The organism is Bartonella sp. MM73XJBT.G (genome assembly GCF_028618435.1).
In the GTDB taxonomy this organism is placed as follows: Bacteria; Pseudomonadota; Alphaproteobacteria; order Rhizobiales; family Rhizobiaceae; genus Bartonella.
Genome location: NZ_JAQISW010000004.1, coordinates 26,588 through 46,061, shown reverse-complemented (window position 1 = coordinate 46,061; position 19,474 = coordinate 26,588). Strand labels below are relative to the sequence as shown.

Sequence of the window (19,474 nt, the reverse complement as noted above, 5' to 3'; positions counted from 1 at the left end):
GTTTTACTCTTTTACGGCAAAAATCAATTACAAAAATGAAAGGAAATCCTTCCAAAAGAAACACTTCAGCAAGAATATCGCTATACCCTTGCTCAATAATTTTACAATAACATTGGAAATAACTTAGATACCAAACGAAACACACTAATACCCTCTCTTGTGCTTATTTAGAATCACCAATCATTTTGATACTATATATAGTATATACTCTCTCTCTTTCGTCAAGGAGAATTCGACGATTATTTTGAATTGTCCACGATCTTCCCACTAAAATATTCAGCTCTAAAAACTATGTAATAATATAACATTTTATTGACAAACGTTATATTATTACATAGTTTCTAAAATAATAAGCAAAGATGGTATAAGTTATGGAACTGCACTTTAAAAAGACAACACTAGGCTATGGGAATAGAATAGCGATCAAAGGTTTTTCAGCAAAATTAAAAGCGGGTTCACTGGTCGCAATCACAGGTGATAATGGTGCTGGAAAATCAACATTGCTAAAAGCCATCGCTGGGTTGATTAAACCTCTCAAAGGTAAAGTTACAAAGCCGAAAAACAGTCGGACCGCTTATCTTTCTCAGCAGTGTGATATCGATCAAACATTTCCAATTGATGTGAAAACACTTATAAAAACAGGACTATGGTCTTTTTGTGGATTATGGAAAAACCAGCGCCCTTATGAGTCTAAGATTCAGAATGCACTTGAAATGGTTGGGCTCACAGCACTTGCTAGCCGTTCGCTTGAAACATTATCAGGTGGGCAATTACAACGCGCCCTTTTTGCACGTATCATTGTCCAAGATGCTGATATTATATTGCTTGACGAACCTTTCAATGGTATCGATCGCAATACTCAAAAAGACCTTCTTACACTGATCTCGTACTGGCAACAGCAAGGACGCACAGTTCTCACAGCACTCCATGATCCTCTTGTCGTGCGAGAGTTTTTTCCTCAAATGATTCAAATTAATCAACAAAACGCCTTTTATGGAGAAACAACACAGTTTCTCGACAATACCATTCACCACGTTATGCCCCCTCTCACCGCTAACCCTTTATGTATTCGTGCACGAAAGCGCCTCCTTCCTATTAATGATTCTCTCTTTCTTAGGTTATAAGACGTGTATGCATTTTTCCTCGCCCCCTTTGTTGATTTCCACTTTATGCAAAATGCCCTTATCGGCTCTATTCTCCTCTCTATGAGCGCTTGTCCTGTTGGTGTATTTTTAATGCTCCGTGGAATGAGTTTGACAGGAGATGCTATCTCTCATGCCATTCTTCCTGGTGTTGCAACTGCTTTTCTCATTTGCGGCTTTTCACTCATATCTATGACACTTGGGGGTATTTTCGCCGGCCTTATTGTTGCTTTAGCAACCGTTTTAATTTCACGCAATAGCTTTCAGAAAGAAGATGCATCCATGACCGTCTTTTATCTTATTGCACTTGCAGCAGGTGTCATTATTATTTCCCTGAAAGATTCAACCATTGAACTGCTTCATCTCTTATTTGGATCAGTTCTAGCAATTGATACACAAGCTCTTTGGCTGATCACTATCATAATGCTGATCACACTCTGCTGCCTTTTTATTTTTTGGCGTGCGCTTGTCTTAGAAAGCTTTGACCCTCTCTTTTTTAAATCACTTTCTCCATTGAGTAAATATATTCATATTTCATTGCTTGGACTTGTGGTGTTGAATCTGGTTGGAGGCTTTCAGTCGCTTGGAACATTACTTTCCGTTGGTATTATGATGATTCCAGCGATTACAGCCCGTTTTTGGTTTTCACACTTAGTCCCTATTTGCGTGCTTTCCACTCTTTTTGGAATCATTTCTAGCGTATGTGGTCTTCTGCTTTCTTTTCATCTCTCGCTGCCCTCTGGCCCTGCTATCATCATTGCCGCAGGATTTATTTATCTTATTTCCTGCCTTATAAGTCCACGCGGTTTTATTGTAACACGGTTTCCCCACCTTTTTTATACTTCCTCACTTTAAAGAAAAAAGATGCCTAAGTTTACTCAAAAATTTGTTCTGCTGAGTGTTTTATTATTTGCCCTTTCTCCCTTTCCTGCTTCTGCACACAATAAAATAAAAGTTGTTGTAAGCTTTTCTATTCTTGCCGATTTAGTCAAAAATGTAGGAGGCAATAATATCTCTATGACCACTTTTGTAGGACCCAATGCGAATAGCCACACTTATGAACCTACCCCTCATGATGCTCAAGCTCTTAGAAATGCTCAGATTATTTTTATCAATGGACTTCATTTAGAGGGATTCATTGACCGTCTCATCACAGCAAGCGGGACAAGAGCACTCCTTGTCGAGGTTAGTGCTAACATTCCCCCCCTCGAAATGAAAAATCAAGAACATGATGCCCATCACCATCATCACAGCGTTATTGATCCACATGCTTGGCAAACAATTCCCAATGCCGAAATCTATGTGAAGAATATCGCTGTTGCTTTTTGTAAAGTTGACCCACAATCTTGTACTCGATACAATAAAAATGCAGAAACCTACATCAAAAAGCTTAAAACAGTACAAGATGCCCTAAAAATAAAAATTGACACAATCCCTAAAGATAAACGTGTCATTATTACATCTCATGACGCTTTTGGCTATTTTGCCAAAGAATATGGCTTCACTATCTTAGCCCCCCAAAGCGCTTCAACAGAAACTGAAGCAACCGCAGCTGATGTTGCTAAAATTATCAAACAAATTAAAGCAAATAAGGCAGCAGCTTTGTTCGTTGAAAATATCTCTAATCCTCGTCTCATAAAACAAATTTCAAAAGAAACAGGTTTAAAAATTGGTGGAACCCTTTATTCTGATGCATTGTCAAACGAAAATGGCCCTGCTGCAACTTATCTCGATATGATGAAGCATAATGTGAATACTATTATTGATGCCATCACAAAACATTAAAAAATATTTTTATAGAAGAAAACTTATATCCTATAAATGTTCAGGTAAATAAAGTCATAATTGGAGTTATTACTTCATCGTGCCCAAACCGCGAGTATTATTTTTCTATTTTCCAATGTTTCTTTTGCTATAATTCTCAACACTTGAATTAATTCATAGAAAGCATTTTTAATTCTTTCTTAATAGTTTTTTATCCACACGCCAGCCCCGCTTTTGACGCGTAAGCAACTGATTTTGATCGATTCAAGGTAAAGAGATTTGAAATGAGAGAATCTTATGGTATTCGAAATTCTTACTCAATACACAAAACCGTGAATTATGATTATAAATCAATATACTGCCGTTAAGCAAGATGTTCCTATTTTTGTACAAGATATTCAGAACATCGTCGCTTTTTTAGGAATAAAATGAATTTTTTATATCACCCATCAAAGCTAAGATATGGGGGATTTAATGCCACCATTTGTGAGTAATTTTCTCTCTATTATTTTTCTTATTCATTTTTTATAAAAGACATAAATTATCACCTTAGAAAAAATCATAACATATTGTTTTTATAAATAAATTTCATTTAAAAATGAGAGAAAATATGGTTTGTAAACAGTTCTTACCTATTGATGTGTTCTAAAATGAAAAAACTTTATTATATTCAAAATATAATATTCTTCTTATGAATGTAAAAAGATAAAATTTCTTCATATGAGTATTTCGATATTCTCGCTATTATGTAACAATGGATCATTACAAAAACTTTTAATTTTTTAATCTCATCGGTTACACGTTGATTTTATGAATGTAATAGAGAGCGCTAAAAACATAACACTATCATGATGCCGCATAAAAGAAAGTCTTGTCACATCAATTAATGTTTACTTATTCCTTGTGCGCTTTCCAGTGTTTTTGTTAAAGGTATGAAAATCTTGATGAGCTACAGTGAAACTTAGTTTTTGACCATAGTCGTGTGTCAAACGTTCTTTTATTTCAATCGTAAAAATGATATCATTCCAACGTGTTAAAACATGGCAACCTGTTCCGATTGGCTTTATAAGCTCAATTTGTGTGTGGAAAACAGGTCCTTTATCTGGGTGTTCACCCAATAAGATTATTTCAGGTCTGAAAGCTAAAAAATCCGTTTCTTCGCTATAAGAAAATGAATGCCCTAAATGTTGTTCTAAGATATAACGATCAAGAAAATTCATAGGAGGAGAACCAATAAAATCAGCAACAAATATGCTTGCTGGAGTATCGTAAATTTCCATTGGTGTTCCAATTTGCTCGATGGCTCCCTTATTCAAAACGACAATTCTATCGGCTAATGTCATAGCTTCTAGTTGATCATGGGTAACATAGACGCTGGTTGTTCCTAATGAACGCTGTAGCGTTTTTATCTCAATACACATCTGTGCCCGTAATTTTGCATCAAGGTTGGAAAGAGGTTCATCAAAGAGAAAAACACGGGGTTGACGTACAATTACACGTCCCATTGCAACACGCTGGCGTTGTCCTCCTGATAATTGTCGCGGTTTACGATCAAGAAATGGCTCTATCTCCAAAAGCTTTGCAGCATGTGCAATGCGTTTTTTTATTTCTTCTTTAGGCGTTTTACGATTTTTAAGACCATATTCTAGGTTTCCGCGAACTGTCATATGGGGGTAAAGGGCATAATTTTGAAAAACCATCGCAATATCACGATCAGCTGGCTCACGATCATTGATTCGTTCGTTATCAATACACAGTTCACCTGAGGTGACTTGTTCAAGTCCTGCAATAATACGTAACAAAGTTGACTTTCCACATCCTGAAGGACCAACAAGAACAAGAAGTTCTTTATCAGCAACAGTTAAGTTTAAGTCATCAATGACCATAATGCCGTTGTCATACTGTTTTTTTATATTTGATAACTGGATTGTGGCCACAATTACTTCTCCGTTTCAATAAGGCCTTTGATAAAAAGCCGTTGCATGAAGACAATAACAAGAACAGGTGGTACCATGGCAACGACCGATACTGCCATAAGGATATTCCATTGAGGATCATGTTGTAATGATTCAACAATAAGCTGTTTTAAAATAATAAGGATCGTTTGATGATTTTGATCCGTTGTTATGATAAGAGGCCAGAGATATTGTATCCATCCATAAATGAACATAATGATAAATAAAGCAGCGATATTGCTTTTGCTGAGAGGAAGGAGAATATCCTTAAAAAATTTAAATGGTCCTGCACCATCAACGCGTGCTGCCTCTAAGAGTTCATCAGGAACAGTCAAAAAAAACTGGCGAAATAAAAATGTAGCAGTTGCGGATGCAATAAGTGGGATAATCATTCCGCTATAGGTGTCGATCATCCCCAATTTCGCAACAACCTCATAGGTTGGAAGAATACGAACTTCGACAGGTAGCATCAATGTAACAAAAATAAGAGCAAAAGCAGTTTTTCGGAAAGGAAAACGCATGTAGACAATTGCGTAAGCAGACAAAAGTGAAATAATAATTTTGCCAATGCTAATCCCTAGAGCCATAATGAGTGAATTTATTAAGAGTGGCCAGAGGTTAGGGAGACCAAGCTGTGCAAGCCCATCCCCAAAAATTGTTTTATAGTTTTCCAGAGCATATTCCCCAGGTAAAAGAGGAAGTATTCCCGTATTAAATGCCGCTGAACTATGGGTTGATGCAATAATAGCAACATAAACTGGAAAGAAAATAATGATAATACCAACAATGAGAGTGATATGAGTTAGAAATTTAAGAATAGGGCGATTTTCAACCATAATTTTCAGCCAATAATTTATTTTCTAATATTGTACACGACGCTCAATCCAGCGAAACTGGATAAACGTTAAGACAATAACCATCAACATCAATATTGTTGATTGCGCTGCTGATGCACCGATTATTTGATTTTTAAAGCCATCGTCATATATTTTATAGACGAGGGTGTTTGTTGCGCGCGCAGGGCCTCCAGAAGTTGTGTTATCAATAATACCAAAAGTGTCAAACATAACATAATTGATATTGATGATAAGAAGAAAAAATGTTGTTGGTGAAATTTGCGGAAAAACAACAGTCCAAAATCGTTTAAAGGGACCAGCACCATCAATGGCTGCTGCTTCTATTTGAGAACGCGGAATGGACTGAAGACCTGTAAGAAAAAAGAGAAAATTGTAAGAAATTTGTTTCCAGCTAGCCGCAATAACAATCAGAATCATTGCTTGAGTGCCATTAATACGATAATTCCATAGCCCCCCTACTTTCTCGAGAAGAAAAGGAATAATCCCAATGGCGGGATGAAAGATAAACAGCCATAATATACCGGCCAATACTGGAGCAACAGCATAAGGCCAGAGCAAAAGCATTGTATAAGCCTTTTTTGCACGGACGACACGGTCAACACAGACAGCCAAAAGAAGTGATATTGTCATTGAAACGACAGTAACTGAGATGGAAAATACTGCGGTTGTAAGAAGTGATTGCCGATAAGTAGGATCAGAAAGAACGGTTAAATAATTTTCAAGACCAATAAAAGTTGTTGTAAAGCCAAAAGGATCTTCACGCTCAAAGGATGATTTTACAGCTTGAGCAGCAGGCCAAAAGAAAAACAAAAAAGTCACAAGAAGCTGAGGAAAAAGCAATCCGTAAGAAAGGAGACTCTTTTTAAAATATGCGTGTTTTTCTTGCATTCGTAGGGCTCTTTAAATGTAGAGACTTTAAAAAGGTAAACAAAAAGGACTCAACTGTTTTTGTTGAGTCTTTCATATTTAACAAAAAAACGAAATTAATGATTGGATTTTTCAAATTCACGCAAAAGTTTATTTCCACGTTCAACGGCCTCATCTAAACCATCTTTCGGTGTTTTTGAGCCTCTAAGAACAGCTTCCAACTCTTGATCAAGAATGGTACGGATTTGTGGTAAATTACCAAATCTTATCCCTTTCGAGTTAACTGTCGGTGGATTAAGATTGATCTGTTTGATAGCGATATCAGCCCCTGGCGTTTTTTCATAGAAATGTTGTTCTTTGCTCAATTCATAAGTTGCTTTTGTCGTTGGAAGATAACCTGTTTCTTGATGCCACCTTGCTTGGTTTTCCGTTTTTGAAAGAAACTTAAGAAAAGCAGCAGCACCAGCATATTCCTTTGGGTTATGACCCTTCAACACCCAAATAGAAGCTCCCCCAATAACTGAATTTTGCGGTGCGCCTTCTACATCCTTATAATACGGTAGCATACCAACACCCACATTAAACTGAGCTTCAGAAACAATTCCAGCATGTGATCCTGAAGATTGCATAAACATTGCACAGTTTTGTGCCATAAACATTGGTGTTGAATCTAACGCACCTGCAGGGCCACCATAGTGGAAAATACCTTGATCAGACCACCTTTTCAGATCTGTCCACATACGTACTTGTAAAGGTCCATTAAATGTAAGCTCTGAATCAAGCCCTTTGAAGCCATTTTCTTTCGTTCCAAAAGGAACATTATGCAACGCTGAAAAATTTTCTATCCCAATCCATTGTGCTGCATAAGCCATGGTAAACCCACACGTTGCCGCTTTAGCCTCAAGAATTTTTTTAGAAAAATCTTCTATATCTTGCCATGTTTTAGGAGTCCGTTCTGGATCAAGTCCTGCTTTTTTAAAGATATCTTTGTTATAATAAAGGATTGGAGTTGAAATATTGAATGGCATAGAGATCATATGCCCCTGTTCATCGGAGTAATAACCGCTAATAGCAGGAAAATAATCTGTAGGATCGAATTCTTGTTTTGTATCAGCCATAAGTTGATAAAATGGATAGACCGCACCCTTTGCAGCCATCATAGTTCCAGTACCAACATCATAAATTTGGGCAAGCACGGGCTGTTTCTTTCCACGAAACGCTGCAATAAGTGCAACCAATCCCTCTTCATATTCGCCGCGAAATGAAGGCACAACTTTATACTCAGATTGACTTGCATTAAAATCATTAATGAGACTTTCAGTTTGCTTTCCTAATTCACCACTCATAGAGTGCCAAAAGCTGATTTTTGTCTGCGCAAAACTCGCTGTTACTCCTGCTGTGGATATTATGATAGCGACCGTGGCCGCTATGGAAAGATAAAAACGACTCATGGTTCACCCTTTCTGAAGTGATGAAATACAAACTACCCCTGGATTTATAGTATTACACATGAATATGTTATGACAGTTTTATTTCAGAAATATGTCTTTTCATTTAAACAGGAACCACCAAAAGGTCAAATGAATTTGTTTAGATTTATTCTTTTTCTTTTATAAGCCTTCTTATGTATGAACGAAATACGCGTTTATAAGGAGCTAAAAAAGTGAGATAATTTATGACTTAAATAAGTAAGTAAATAGGTAAAAAGGCATAGATCGTAAATGTTATTTAATGACTTTTGGAATATCTATAATATCTGGATTTTCTTTTTTAAAAAAATAATTGTTTATTCTTTTATTATTTGTCTTATAATTTTCGGCTTATAACCTTAAAATGATGTTACGATTGAATTTCACGAAGAGACAAATAGAAATCCTTTTAAAATGAAGAAAATTATTTTGAAACGCTTAAGCGTTTCCTTCCCTGTAATGGAATCATATCCCTCATGCAAAATAAAACGATATTGTATGACCGATTTTCATGCTGTAAAAAAACCTTTTCATACATCTACATTTTATGATAGCTCCTATACAAAATAAGTCATAAAGCCTCTTTGCTAAAGTATATAAGAATTTTTGTATGTCGTCATTTTTACATTTTATAAAAGTGCAAAAGGGCGTCATTATATGATGATTCTAATACTTCAATAAGGCTTTTTTAAGAGAGTTTTAAAAGTATTTTTTCTCAACAGCTTTTTATCACCCCACCAACCCCACTTGTAATATGCAAGTAATATGCAAGCAAATGATTTTAGTTGATTCATTATAAAAAAAATTTTAAGTAAGAAAATCTCTTGATATTAAACGCTCTCACTTAATATAAAAGGTGTTTAACTATCATTAAAAATCAATGTTTTATCATTTTGCAAAAGAAAATACTTCCTGCTTTCTTCCATTACAATGGCTTTATGAAAATACAGGGACTTTATAGAAATATATTTTTTACCTTTGTGCACGCAATTGCAATGCAAGATCAGGTTGATCTGTCGTAATATAATGTACTGGCATATTAAGCCAATGTGATAAACGCGCTTTTCCGTTGATCGTCCATACCCCTACAGTAAAACCAGCTTCAAGAGCCGCTTCAATAAAATCCTGTGAGACAATGGAACCATCTAAACTTAAATCAGAATAACCCAATTGTTTCCATTCAGAAAAATGACGATACATATCACCTTCAAAATGATCAACACATGGGCCAGATGATATTCCTGCTTCAATAAAAGGACGAAGGATCAAAGGATCAAAACTAATGGCAGAAACCCGTTCTGATAAATTTCGACTTCTTATGAGTGCAAGCGCTTTTTGAGATAAGATTGTTTCACGTTCCACTTCACCACATGTTTTGATTTCAAGATGCAAACCAACATTGGTTGGTGCTAAAAGATCAAGTACCTCTTCTAGCAAAGGAGGTGCTTCTTGGCTTCCTTTCACGCAGAGTTGTTTGCGTGTTTCATTATCAATATCGTGAATATATCCTTTTTTGCCAACCAATTGATCTAAACGGAAATCGTGAAAAACAACTACTTCACCACTTTTCAGCAAATGAACATCACATTCAATCTCATCCACTCCTAACGCTATAGCATTACTAAATGCTGAAAAGGTATTTTCAGGATAAAGATGCGCTCCACCACGGTGTGCAACAATTTTTTTCTCAGACATACAAAATTTCACACTTCTCAATTTCAAAGGACAATAGTTTAAATGACATTGGCTCTCAATGATATTAGCGTATAGATTTTCAAAAGGCTTATTCCTATGAACGAGCACAATTATTTTTTAAGATTTTTTCTATATTTTTTTAAATATCAAACCCTCAATCATATCTTATTCTTAAAAAGCTTATCCCTCATTTCAATTATTCCCATTCAATGGTCCCAGGAGGCTTTGAGGTTACATCATAAACAACACGATTAATCCCTCTAACTTCGTTAATAATGCGTGATGCTGTCTTACTTAAAAATGCCATATCATAGGGATAAAAATCAGCGGTCATTCCATCGACAGATGTGACAGCGCGAAGCGCGCAAACAAATTCATATGTGCGACCATCTCCCATCACTCCGACAGTCTGGACAGGAAGAAGAACAGCAAAAGCTTGCCAAATTTCATCATAAAGACCGGCTTTACGAATTTCCTCAAGATAGATAGCATCTGCTTCACGTAAAATTTCTAATTTTTCACGGGTCACAGCCCCTGGACAGCGAATTGCAAGACCGGGTCCTGGAAAAGGATGGCGACCAATAAACTGCTCAGGCAACCCTAACTCTCGTCCTAGCAAGCGAACCTCATCTTTAAAGAGCTCACGCAACGGTTCTACAAGTTTCATATTCATCTGTTCTGGTAACCCCCCCACATTATGATGGCTTTTAATGGTGACCGATTCACCAATAGCAGAAACACTCTCAATAACATCTGGATAAAGTGTTCCTTGTGCTAAAAACTCTGCACCTCCTATTTTTTTAGTTTCTTCTTCAAAAACTTCAATAAAAAGGCGCCCTATCGTCTTGCGCTTTTTTTCTGGATCTATCTCACCTTCTAAAGCATTAAGAAATATATCGGCAGCATCAACGTGAATAAGCTCTATGTTATAGTGATCGCCAAATAATGTAAGAACTTCCTGCGCCTCATTCTTACGCATTAATCCATGGTCAACAAAAATACATGTCAATTGATCTCCTATGGCTTCATGAAGAAGCGCCGCTACAACAGAAGAATCTACTCCCCCTGAAAGACCACAAATCACACGACTTTTCCCGACTTTTTGTCGTATTGCCGCAACAGCCTGCTCACGATAAGAAGCGATTGACCAATTGCCTTTAATTGCAGAAATCTTATGAATAAAATTTTGCAAAAGTTTTGTACCGTCCGGAGTATGGATCACTTCAGGATGAAACTGTACCGCATAAAAATGTCTTTTCTCATCAGCAATAGCCGCATAAGGAGCTCCTTTTGAAGTTCCTATGATACGAAAACCTTCTGGTAAAGCTGCCACACGATCACCGTGACTCATCCATACTTGATAACGAGAACCCTTTTCCCACACTCCATCAAAAAGGGCACTCTCCTCTTGGATTTCCAAAAAAGCACGACCAAATTCACGCTCATGACCAGCTTCAACCTTTCCTCCAAGCTGAACACACATAACTTGCTCCCCATAACAAATACCAAGAATCGGAATACCAGACTCAAAAATTTCTATTGGGGCACGCGGGGATCCTTCATCAATAACGGAATAAGGACTGCCTGATAAAATAATAGCTTGAGGATTTATGCGACGCACAGCTTCTAAAGCCAATTGAAAAGGAACAATTTCACAATATACCCCCATTGCTCGGATCCGTCGCGCAATAAGTTGTGTAACTTGTGAACCAAAGTCAATAATAAGAACAGTGTCTGGATGTGATATGCTCATAAAAAACCAATCAACAATTGTAAAAGAGAACTCATGAGAGTTATGATTTAATCTTTCTCTTTGCACAAGCCTGTTTTCTTAAGAAAAAGATTATTCTCGTAAAATTTATGATAAAAAATGAAAAAATATGGATCAATGTTTTTTTTGTAAGATAGATAAAAAGAACCCATCTGTCTGTGTTTTTGCAGGCGATAACGTCAGTCCATAATTGGAAAAGACTGGTTGTACAGGCGGAGAGCTAAAATGTGTCTGCCAAAGTATCTGCATATCTATTGGAGAAAAATGAGAATGATGTTGAAGAAAATGGGAAATTTGTTCCTCATTTTCATCTGCAAAAAGAGAACAGGTAATGTAGACTAAGCGCCCATTTGGCTTAAGATAATCTATCGCCTCATTCAAAATCGCCCTCTGTTCTGTTTGGCGTTGTTTTACCTGCTCTAATGTTAAACGCCATTTCGCATCTGGACGACGGCGCCATGTTCCTGTCCCACTACAGGGTGCATCTAACAAAACTCTATCCATCTGGCCTATTAAAGACTTCAATTCTTCTTTTTGTACCCGTGTTTGTACATTACGAATACCAGCGCGTCGAAGACGATCAAAAATAGGCGCTAGGCGTGCTTTATCAGAATCATAAGCATAAATTTGCCCACGATTGTTCATATCAGAAGCTAAAGCTAATGTTTTGCCACCAGCACCGGCGCAATAATCTAATACCTGCATGCTTTCTTGCGATTCCACAAGATGGGCAACAATTTGAGATCCTAAATCCTGTATTTCAAAGTGCCCTTTTTGAAAAGCTGGTTCCACTTGAACATTGGGATGGCGATCAAATTTTTCAATCGGAGTAATTCTTAAGGCTTGCCGAAACCATGGCAAAGATTGAATTTTAGTTTTTGATAGCTCTTTCAGCACCTTTTCTGGCGTTGCCTTTAGGCTATTTACCCGTAGATCTAAAGGAGGACGCGTTGCTAGCGCAGCAGCTTCCACGATCCAGTTATCACCAAATAAAGGATAAAGATGGGCTTGGCACCATTGAGGAATATCACCACGAATATAGTCTGGTGCATCCATTAATTGCCGCCTTTGCCAAGATTTGCGCTGTTTATCCCCTAATAACTGCGGTGCAAACCGATCTCCTTCTAACGTACTATCAATTTGCTCCAGCGTCATTTTTCCCGTATCTAATAAGGTAGCAAAAACAATATCCCGAATCTCATCACTCTCCATACGCCATTGTAAAGAATATCGTCGTCTTAAAACATCATAAACGATTGTACCAATGGCGGCACGATCACCTGCTCCAGCAAAGCGATGAGAAAGCCCCCAATCCTTTAAAGCTTCTCCTACGGGACGATGCCTCATTTCTATCTCTTTAAGAACATCTATTGCTGCTTGCAAACGCCCACCTAATCGCATTCATTTCTCCCATTAAAATAATGAAATTCTAAGCCATTTCTGCTCATTGGCTTTTTATCCTTCTAAAATACATAAAATCCTCTTACGCTAAAAAAATACATTGCCATCCATAAAGAACTTCTTTCCACCCATACATTATGAAAAAAACAAACTCCTTGTTATTGCGTAAAATGAAATTTTCTCGACTTATCTAAACAACTGAAAAAATCCGATATCTTCCATCTTAAAATATAATCCTTCTGAAAAAATCTTCTCACAAAATGATATAAGTTTATCTTACTCTCAACAAAAAATTAACTTTTTAAAAAATGCTTGGAACCACTATTTGGTATGACCGTTTTCACTATACTGGCAACTGCCAGATAATTTAAAAGGAGAAAATAATGACTTATAATAATGGAAAAACAACTTCATCTAAAAGTCGCCACAATACAATGCCCTCAAACAATGGAAAGAAATCCGTCCCAAGTGATCAGGCAAACACTCGCCAACGTACGTCAAAGATGGGACGCAAAACAACAAAAAGTTAATTCTAACTTTATATAATTTACTTCACATAGTCTTAACAGAAAGAATTGGAGTTTTAGTCTCTAATTCTTTCCTTTTCTGGATTATTACACCAAATAAAAACCAGAAAAAAGAACCTTCTCTCTTCCTTGATCTCGGAAGATTTTACATCTATGCAATACGACGTTAGGCTCTTATTCCTTCAAACTGGGCCCCGATAGTTTGGACTCTCCCGTGTGATCGAAACATCATGCGTATGGCTTTCATGGAGTCCCGCATTAGTAATACGAACAAACGTTGCTTTTTTACGAAACTCTACGAGATCTTTTGCCCCAACATAGCCCATCGAAGCACGCAGTCCACCAGCAAGCTGATGGAGAACTGATGCTATAGGACCTTTATAGGCCACTTGACCCTCTACACCTTCAGGAACCAACTTCAATTCATCACGAACGTCATCTTGAAAATAGCGATCTGCTGATCCTCGTGCCATAGCACCAACAGATCCCATACCGCGATAGGCTTTAAAAGATCGACCTTGATAAAGATAAACTTCACCAGGACTTTCTTCTGTACCCGCTAAAAGAGAACCGATCATTGCTGCACAAGCCCCCCCCGCTAAAGCTTTAGCAAAATCACCCGATGCTTTGATCCCGCCATCTGCAATGATGGGTATATCCGCTTTTTCAGCAACTTCTGCAGCATTCATAATAGCTGCAAGTTGAGGAACACCAACGCCAGCAACAATACGCGTTGTACAAATAGAGCCAGGACCAATACCAACTTTTACCGCATCTGCACCACTGTCAATCAATGCTTGCGTTGCTTGAGCGGTCGCGACATTCCCAGCAATAACAACTGGAGAGGAAGCCATCTTTTTAATCCGTTCAACAGTTTCTAGCACACGCTGAGAATGTCCATGCGCTGTATCAATCACCAACACATCAACACCTGCATCAATGAGACGTTCAGCACGTTCAATCCCATCATTCCCAACACTACTAGCCGCTGCAACACGCAAGCGCCCTTGAGAATCTTTAGCCGCATTTGGATTTAATTTTGCTTTTTCAATATCCTTCACTGTTATCAGACCGACACAACGATTTTGTTCATCCACAACCAATAATTTTTCAATACGATGATGGTGTAAAAGATATTTTGCTTCATTGAGTTGAACATTTTCACGTACTGTGATCAAATTCTCATGCGTCATTAATTCATAAATTTTTTGTTTTGGATCCGATGCAAAACGAACATCTCTATTGGTCAAAATGCCAACAAGCCGTCCAGCAGTCTCACCTTTAATACTATTTTCAACAACCGGAATACCTGAAATGCCATGAAAGCGCATTAATGTTTTCGCTTCTTCAAGAGTTGCATCGGGTCCAATTGTAACTGGATTAACAACCATACCAGATTCAAACTTTTTTACTTGGCGAACTTCTTCTGCCTGCTCTGCAGGAGACATATTACGATGAATAACCCCAAGACCACCAGCTTGAGCCATAGCAATTGCTAAACGCGATTCTGTTACCGTATCCATTGCAGCGGAAAGTAATGGCAAATTGAGCTTAATATCAGCTGCAATACGCGTCCTAAGATCCACTTGACTAGGCATAACAAGAGAATGACCGGGCTGTAAAAGTACATCATCAAAAGTCAGTGCCAATGCCCCTGTTCCCGTTTCAACAATCTTTGCCATAGCAAAATTCCTTTTATAATAAAATATTATAACAAAACACCGCAAGAAGCTTTAAAATACAACTGCGGTTCTCATAGGGTAGATTGGCAAAAAATTATGCCATGCTACAAACAAAATGAAAAGAAAAATAAATATTTTTTTTAGTGTGGTTTATAAAAAATTACAATTGTGATTCAATCGGTAACCAACTTATTATTTTTGCAAATGCGCGACGCCAAAAATTGCTTTCTGGCTCATAATCAATGCTATATTTTTTTTCATTTTCAATAAAATCCCAATAAATACGATTATCCTTACCAAGACGAAGATGATAGCTCATTTCGCCCGTCGTTTCTTCACAAAACAACAAATCTAGTCTTGCTGTAATGGGAGCACATTCAAAAAGAATGCCCATTTCTGTATTGAGCGCTGCTGATCTGGGATCAAAGTTTAAAGATCCAATAAAAGCTGTTTTACGATCAACTAAAAAAGCTTTGGCATGTAAACTTGCCTTACTCGATCGAAACAATCGTAACCCATGGGGATTGCCTTCTGCTTTTAATTCATAAAGCTTAACACCACTTTTTAACAAAGCCTTACGATACGGTACATAACCACTATGTACTAATGCTACATCGGTCGCGGACAAAGAATTTGTGAGAATTTTGACATCAACACCTTTTGAAACCAAATTACTAAAATTCTGCGTTCCAACTTTACCAGGAACAAAATAAGGTGAAGTAATCTGAACCGTATTTTGGGCATTTCCAATAACCTTTGAAAGGGCCTTCATAAGCCAATTGCTCGCTTTTTTACGTAATGCTTTTTCTGGAGGGTCAGAAAGAACAACAACTTTATCAGCTAAAAATAACCGCTTTCCTGTCTGGATAAAACAATCAAAGTTAATGTGCTCTTTGACATAATCTAAATAAACTTTTGCAACCTTAGAATCCCGAAACTTTCGTAATTTATCCTTCCAATAGCTAAGATCGCTTGCGCCTTTAGGAATAACCAAAGTATGAATTGGCAAAACAACAGCACTATTCCAAAAATCATCAAAAATACTTTCTACCTTTTTAACGGAGGGACCGATTAACATCAAATCTAAATCTCGAAAATGAGATTCTTCAGCAGCATCAAAATAAGAATCTGCAAGATTACGTCCTCCTACAAAAGCAACCCTGCCATCAACAATAAAAGCTTTATTATGCATTCTACGTGTTACAGTAATTGCCCGTAATATAATCTCTAAACCGCGGCGGAAACCACCTTTACGCGATCGCCCTGGATTAAACACTCTCACCTCAATATGAGGATGTTTATCCAGTGCAATATAAGCTGGGTCACGTGCCTGAGCGTTAATATCATCCAACAGCAGTCGCACCCGAACGCCCCGATCAGCAGCCTCAACTATTTCACTTAATAATAAACGCCCCGTTAAATCATCGTCCCAAATATAATACATCAGATCAAGGCTACGCCCCGCTTCTGCCGCACCCATTGAACGAACACAAAACGCATCCAAATTACTGATGATGAGGGAAAGGGCATCTTTATTAACCCCCAGACCATTTTCTTCCTCAGCCAATTGACTAACGATACGATCAAGCTTGGTTTCATCCTTCTGAATAGGCAACGCATAAGAAGACTCTCCCCTAGCACTTTTTACAAAACGCCCATAGGTGTAAATTGTCAACATAGATGCAATAAAAAAAAAGAGAATAAAACCAATAACAATCTGTAAAAGAGTCAAAGAAGATAAACTTTCTATTTTTAAGCTATCGCATCACCCGTGATACGAACTACAATACTTAATCATTTTATTTTAACCGTGTAGCAGATAAAATGCCACTTCTTGCTTAAAAGAGTATAAATTTAATATCCATGACGTAAAAATTTTAGCTACAATATTTAAAAGCTTAAAAAAATATTTCTCAGCTTTAATAAATGTATAAAATGAAACAAACAATAAAATAGTCCAATAAAATTTATAATAAATGATTGTTTTCTTTTAAATGCCCCCCACTAATTTTATCAAAAGCACTTCTATTTTTTTTGAAAATCATGCTTATCATCAAAAGATGATTTATTATGAATTTTACTTTTGATCTTGATTTCTTATGGCTCTCAATTCGTCCATTTTTCTATAAAGTGTAGAGCGACCAATATGAAGGCGGCGTGCAATTTCACTCATATGCCCTTTATAATGTTTAACCGCTTTCTCAATAATATCATGTTCCATCTCTGCAAAAGTACGCACATGCCCATCAGTATTCAAAAATTGTATCGAATCTTGCTCATTATCTTCTTGCATATTACCCTCAATGATATTTGGAACATTCATTAATGAACTTCCCATTAATTGGGGAAAATCTCGAACAGTTAATAACGGTCCTTCACTGAGTAAAATCGCACGAAATAGAAAATTTTCAAGTTCATTTCTATTGCCAGGCCAATCATACTGCATAAGCAAGGAAAGAGCTGATCCTGCTAAACCATGGACATGTGATCGTCCTGTTTCTGTTATGATGCGATCGATCAAGCGTTGTGTGATCTCTGGAAAGTCATCCCTTAATTCTCGTAAAGCGGGAACGCTAATTGATAGATGAGAAAATTGTTCAAACAAACTATGCAAAAAAAAGTTCTCTTTAACCAAATCCTTTAAACGTGATGTTGAAATAGCAATGATCCGAAAAGGAAAAAGTTCTCCTTTTGTATCCCTTTCCCTTTCTTTAAGATAATGAGCAAACCGTTTTTGCTGTATGGGTTCAAGCCGATCAATATCACAAAGGCAAAGTGTCCCATTTTCAAGCGAAGAAATGAGTGGGAGGAATTCTTTAAACCAATGCTGATTTTCTTCTTCTGGATCAACAATCGCTGAACATTGAAAGCGAATAAAAACGCCCTTTGAGAATAAACCTTCATGATGAATAATCCGAGCTAAAGTCTCACGACCTGTTCCAACTTCACCCTCTATCAAAAGATTCTGTGAAGTCGTTGCTGCTGTTCTGGACTGCTCTAAAACAATCTGCATCGCTTTACTTTTTATGCAAAGATCCGAAAAACATAAATGATTCTCTTTCTTTCGCCGAATATCTCGAACCTCATGCTCTAAAGCAGAAATAAGGGCAAGAAGATCCAAGGTAACTCTTACACGTAATAATGTTACTGGATGAATCCAATAATCAATAGCCCCAGCTGTTAAGGCTTTCTGAAGTAAATCCTGATTCTCTTGTTGTGCTATCACAACAATAGGAACAGAAACACCAGCAACTCTAATCATTTTAATCAAATCGCTTACACTCAAATCACTCATAACGACATCAAGGAGTGCAAGCACAATGTTTTTACGTCTGTGTAAAAGATCAATTGTACGGAGGCCATTTTCTGCTTCGATGACACGGTAACCAAAACCTCGGAGCATAGCAGAAAGCTCTATACGTCTTCCATAATCTTCACTCGCAACAAGAATAGGACCAACCATAATGTCAATAATCTCCTTTGAGACTACTCATGAGACTATTCAGCAGCTTAATGTAAAAATTGTTGTAAACCATAAGAAATATTTCACCTCTTGTGTTTCACTTGCACATTTCATTAAGCTGTTAATTAAATACAACATTAAGGCATTTTTTTCTATTTTTTTGCTTTTTCATTGATTTTCATCAAATTTTTCATATTGACTCATGGCTCAATTTAATAATTTTATAAAAAATAGAGAGCAAAATAATCTAAATTAGAGTGAAATAAATGAAACATACCTATCATATTTTATGTCTTACAATCACCGCTTTGCTATTAAGCGCCTGTGGATTTTCGCAATATTATAACCCCAATATGTCAACTGGAATTGATGGAAAATGGGTCGATGAGAATGGTATTATTTCTTCTTTCCACAATGGTGTTTTTGAAACGCGTGCAGCAGATACAGAAGAAAAACTATCAGAAGGAGTATATAATTATCTCAATGCCCAAAATATAGAAATTGAAATACGCTCTATTCTCCGTGGAACAATTTCTAGAGTCAATTGTACAATGTCATATGACGCCACACAACTTCTCTGCACCTCACCTACAGGAGCGCAGTTTTTCCTTAAGCGGAAATCTTCAACAAAGTAAAAGTAAAGCTTCTCTTAACCTAAGAACAGATGGAGCACATGCATCAAACAGGAGGTGATCCTTTCTCCTCCTGATAGAAAATCCCCTCCAAAATATGCAAAGAGACTGATATAATCTCTGTCTGTAGAGTTTTCTAAACATGAAAAATGCGTAAAATAATCATTCTTTTTTTCACAAAAGATCAGCAAAAAGCCCCTTCACAATAAAATTATAACTTTGTATCGTTCCATCTATTTTAGCCTAAAA

At 37.0% G+C, this 19,474-nt stretch carries 15 protein-coding genes; 5 read left to right on the top strand and 10 right to left on the bottom strand.

Annotated elements, in window-relative coordinates:
* The first annotated feature begins 371 nt into the window (after positions 1 to 371).
* From PVV59_RS03465 to PVV59_RS03455, 3 genes are read left to right on the top strand one after another with little or no spacing between them, the layout of a single operon-like run.
* Positions 372 to 1,124 (top strand): ABC transporter ATP-binding protein, encoded by a 753-nt coding sequence (locus PVV59_RS03465; protein WP_273754582.1) that lies wholly within the window; start codon positions 372 to 374, stop codon positions 1,122 to 1,124.
* A 3-nt stretch (positions 1,125 to 1,127) separates the two neighbouring features.
* Positions 1,128 to 1,997: a metal ABC transporter permease gene (locus PVV59_RS03460; RefSeq protein WP_273754581.1), complete on the top strand. Its 870-nt coding sequence runs from the start codon at positions 1,128 to 1,130 to the stop codon at positions 1,995 to 1,997.
* 9 nt (positions 1,998 to 2,006) lie between these two features.
* Positions 2,007 to 2,927, top strand: a complete 921-nt coding sequence (locus tag PVV59_RS03455) for a metal ABC transporter solute-binding protein, Zn/Mn family (RefSeq protein WP_273754580.1) — start codon at positions 2,007 to 2,009, stop codon at positions 2,925 to 2,927.
* An 869-nt stretch (positions 2,928 to 3,796) separates the two neighbouring features.
* Here PVV59_RS03455 and PVV59_RS03450 read toward each other — a convergent pair.
* From PVV59_RS03450 to PVV59_RS03420, 7 genes are all read right to left on the bottom strand, one after another.
* Positions 3,797 to 4,843 carry a sn-glycerol-3-phosphate import ATP-binding protein UgpC gene (locus PVV59_RS03450; RefSeq protein ID WP_273754578.1) on the bottom strand — a complete coding sequence of 349 codons (1,047 nt, stop codon included), beginning with the start codon at positions 4,841 to 4,843 and terminating at the stop codon, positions 3,797 to 3,799.
* A gap of 2 nt (positions 4,844 to 4,845) precedes the next feature.
* Positions 4,846 to 5,697, bottom strand: coding sequence for a sn-glycerol-3-phosphate ABC transporter permease UgpE (gene ugpE / locus PVV59_RS03445; protein ID WP_273754577.1), 852 nt, complete (start codon positions 5,695 to 5,697; stop codon positions 4,846 to 4,848).
* 24 nt (positions 5,698 to 5,721) lie between these two features.
* Entirely contained in the window at positions 5,722 to 6,606 is an 885-nt protein-coding gene (ugpA, locus tag PVV59_RS03440) for a sn-glycerol-3-phosphate ABC transporter permease UgpA (protein ID WP_273754576.1), read from the bottom strand.
* A 95-nt stretch (positions 6,607 to 6,701) separates the two neighbouring features.
* Positions 6,702 to 8,036, bottom strand: coding sequence for a sn-glycerol-3-phosphate ABC transporter substrate-binding protein UgpB (gene ugpB, locus PVV59_RS03435; RefSeq protein ID WP_273754574.1), 1,335 nt, complete (start codon positions 8,034 to 8,036; stop codon positions 6,702 to 6,704).
* Between the two features lie 990 nt (positions 8,037 to 9,026).
* Positions 9,027 to 9,749 carry a glycerophosphodiester phosphodiesterase family protein gene (locus PVV59_RS03430; protein ID WP_273754573.1) on the bottom strand — a complete coding sequence of 241 codons (723 nt, stop codon included), beginning with the start codon at positions 9,747 to 9,749 and terminating at the stop codon, positions 9,027 to 9,029.
* 196 nt (positions 9,750 to 9,945) lie between these two features.
* Complete coding sequence (gene guaA / locus PVV59_RS03425) at positions 9,946 to 11,502, bottom strand: glutamine-hydrolyzing GMP synthase (protein WP_273754571.1); 1,557 nt, start codon at positions 11,500 to 11,502, stop codon at positions 9,946 to 9,948.
* 132 nt (positions 11,503 to 11,634) lie between these two features.
* Positions 11,635 to 12,921, bottom strand: coding sequence for an RsmB/NOP family class I SAM-dependent RNA methyltransferase (locus PVV59_RS03420; protein WP_273754569.1), 1,287 nt, complete (start codon positions 12,919 to 12,921; stop codon positions 11,635 to 11,637).
* Between the two features lie 383 nt (positions 12,922 to 13,304).
* Here PVV59_RS03420 and PVV59_RS03415 point away from each other — a divergent pair, with 383 nt between their 5' ends.
* A complete protein-coding gene (locus PVV59_RS03415; RefSeq protein WP_273754568.1) occupies positions 13,305 to 13,451 on the top strand; it encodes a hypothetical protein in 147 nt (48 codons plus the stop codon).
* A gap of 179 nt (positions 13,452 to 13,630) precedes the next feature.
* Here the strand turns inward: PVV59_RS03415 and guaB are convergent, their stop codons facing one another.
* From guaB to PVV59_RS03400, 3 genes are all read right to left on the bottom strand, one after another.
* Positions 13,631 to 15,130, bottom strand: coding sequence for an IMP dehydrogenase (gene guaB, locus PVV59_RS03410; RefSeq protein WP_273754566.1), 1,500 nt, complete (start codon positions 15,128 to 15,130; stop codon positions 13,631 to 13,633).
* 160 nt (positions 15,131 to 15,290) lie between these two features.
* On the bottom strand, positions 15,291 to 16,862 hold the full coding sequence (locus PVV59_RS03405; protein ID WP_273754565.1) for a phospholipase D family protein: 1,572 nt from the start codon (positions 16,860 to 16,862) through the stop codon (positions 15,291 to 15,293).
* A 345-nt stretch (positions 16,863 to 17,207) separates the two neighbouring features.
* Positions 17,208 to 18,593 (bottom strand): sigma-54 dependent transcriptional regulator, encoded by a 1,386-nt coding sequence (locus PVV59_RS03400; RefSeq protein WP_273754564.1) that lies wholly within the window; start codon positions 18,591 to 18,593, stop codon positions 17,208 to 17,210.
* 266 nt (positions 18,594 to 18,859) lie between these two features.
* On the opposite strand from PVV59_RS03400, the gene PVV59_RS03395 reads away from it, so the two are divergent.
* Positions 18,860 to 19,228 (top strand): hypothetical protein, encoded by a 369-nt coding sequence (locus tag PVV59_RS03395; RefSeq protein WP_273754563.1) that lies wholly within the window; start codon positions 18,860 to 18,862, stop codon positions 19,226 to 19,228.
* The last annotated feature ends 246 nt before the right edge of the window (positions 19,229 to 19,474 follow it).